Raw genomic sequence first — 1,682 nt, 5'->3', positions numbered from 1 at the left:
GAGTGATGCCGGAGCGGGTGCGGGGCGTTCGGCCGTCCGGCCGCGTCAGGCGCCCCGGGCCCGGATCTGGGCGAGCAGGGCGTCCAGGGCCTGCTCCGTGGCCGCTGCCATGTCCACCGCCGCCGGGTCCAGGAGCCACTGCACCTGGAGGCCGTCCATGACCGCGATGATCACGTTGGCGGTGCTCTCGACGTCCAGGCCGGGTCGCGCCTCGTCGAGCTCGCAGGCCTCGGTGAGGGCTTCGACGATGAAGGTGCGCAGGCCTGCGTAGCGCCGCCGGAAATACGGCTGGGCGGGGTGGTCGTCGGTGACGCTCTCGGCGCACAGGACCGTGTAGAGCCGGACGATGCCCTCGCGCTCGGAGTTGTGGCGCACGGTGTCCACGAGGTGGCGCAGGAAAGCCATGCCGCGGGGCCGCTGCGGGCCGAGCGGCGCGATCTCGGCGTTGTCGCGCAAGTCGAGGACCTCGGTGAGGAGGTTCTCCTTGGTGCGGAAGTAGTGCAGGACGCCCGCCTGCGTCAGGCCGGCGCGCTCGGCGATCTCCGCCAGCGAGGCCTTGCCGTAGCCGCGGGCCGCGAAGGTTTCCATGGCGATCTGCAGGATCTCGTCGTGCCGCTCCTGAGCGGCCTGGCTGCGGCCGCGGCGGGTGACCTCCCCCTGGCGCCGGCGGTCTGCTGATGTCTTCGCGCCTGCGGTCTCGGCTGCCTTGTGCGTGGTCACGGTGCGGAGTCTAGGCGCGAGTTGATCGCCCCGAAAGAAGCGCGTCCCAACCACTTACTGAGTACTTAGTAAGTGTGCTTCCATGTTGCCCGCTCACCCCCCACTGCGCAGGCCCCACCACGTACGCGTGCATCGCAGACCAAGGAGCCGCACATGAGAACAAGCAGCAGGACACCCCGCAGAACGCGCCGCGGCACTCGCCTGAAGACCGCCGGGGCGGCAGCCGCCCTGGCGCTCGCGGGCACGGCCGTCGCCTACGGCCCGCTCACCGAGGCCCAGGCGCGCCCCGCCCCGCCGACGGCCCACGGAAAGCCCGGGCAGGCGGCAGCCGATCCCGCGGCACAGGTATGGATCACCACACCGGACGGCAGCCGCAAACTCGCGCACGCGGGCCAGGCGCCCTTCACCGGCCGCCCGCAGAGCACGGACATCCGCATCGACCCCGGCGCCAGGGGACAGCGCTTCACCGGCGCGGGCGCCTCGGTGACGGAGGCCTCCGCCCGCCTCATCCGGCAACTGCCCGCCGACAAGCGCAAATCGCTGCTCACCTCGCTCTTCTCGCGAGCGGGCGACGGCATCGGCCTCAACTACCTGCGCCAGCCCCTGGGCAGCAGTGACTTCAACGCGGACGCGAACTTCACCACGTACGAGGACACCAGGGGCAGCTTCACCATCGACCGCGACAAGAAGGACACCCTGCCCGTCCTCAAGGAGGCACTCGCCGTCAATCCGCGGATCCGCTTCATGGGATCCCCCTGGTCGGCGCCGGCCTGGATGAAGACGGGCGGCTCGCTCAAGGGCGGCAGCCTCGACGCGGCGCACTACCAGGACTACGCCGACTACCTGGTCAAGGCGATCAAGGCGTACCAGGGCGAGGGCGTCAAACTCACCGACCTCAGCGTCCAGAACGAGCCGGAGTTCGCCAACTCCACCTATCCGTCGATGTCGATGACCTCAGGCCC

Annotated in this window: 2 protein-coding genes; one reads left to right on the top strand and one right to left on the bottom strand. The window is 70.5% G+C overall.

The window, feature by feature from the left end; genetic code table 11:
- Positions 1 to 45: 45 nt before the first annotated feature.
- A complete protein-coding gene (locus ACQKIP_RS46800; RefSeq protein WP_427745799.1) occupies positions 46 to 603 on the bottom strand; it encodes a TetR family transcriptional regulator in 558 nt (185 codons plus the stop codon).
- A gap of 270 nt (positions 604 to 873) precedes the next feature.
- Here ACQKIP_RS46800 and ACQKIP_RS46795 point away from each other — a divergent pair.
- Positions 874 to 1,682: glycoside hydrolase family 30 protein (locus ACQKIP_RS46795; protein WP_427745798.1), on the top strand; the 809-nt coding region annotated here is incomplete at its 3' end.

Origin of the sequence: Streptomyces sp. NPDC059900 (assembly GCF_050270335.1) — a bacterium.
Lineage (GTDB): Bacteria > Actinomycetota > Actinomycetes > Streptomycetales > Streptomycetaceae > Streptomyces.
The sequence above is the reverse complement of the archived record's forward strand: the minus strand, read 5'-3'. Positions and strand labels throughout refer to the sequence as shown.